The organism is Bradyrhizobium cosmicum (genome assembly GCF_032290525.1).
Classification (GTDB): Bacteria; Pseudomonadota; Alphaproteobacteria; order Rhizobiales; family Xanthobacteraceae; genus Bradyrhizobium; species Bradyrhizobium cosmicum_A.
The window spans coordinates 1-247 of sequence record NZ_JASXTA010000466.1; the positions used below are offsets into that span (position 1 = coordinate 1).

Consider the following 247-nt stretch of genomic DNA (forward strand, 5'->3'; position numbering starts at 1 on the left):
GTCGACGGAGGAGGGGAAGGGGTGGGCGCTGCCGTGCCGCTTCTTCTTGGCCTCATAGAGCGAATAGCCGCCGGTGAAGACCAGGTCGGCCGCCTTCAGCAGCTCCGTTTCCAGGTTCAGCAGCTCCTGCGGCGCGAAGCGGAAGGCGGAGAGCTCGTCCATGCAATCGTAGACGGTCGCCAGCGCATCCAGGTGCCGCGAGAAGGGCAGCATCATCGGCGTGTAGTACCAGCGGACGAACTTGCCC

General features: G+C 65.2%; 1 pseudogene. It reads right to left on the minus strand.

The features are described 5' to 3' along the window. A pseudogene (locus QSV46_RS40580) lies at positions 1 to 247 on the minus strand (UDP-galactopyranose mutase); the annotation flags it as partial.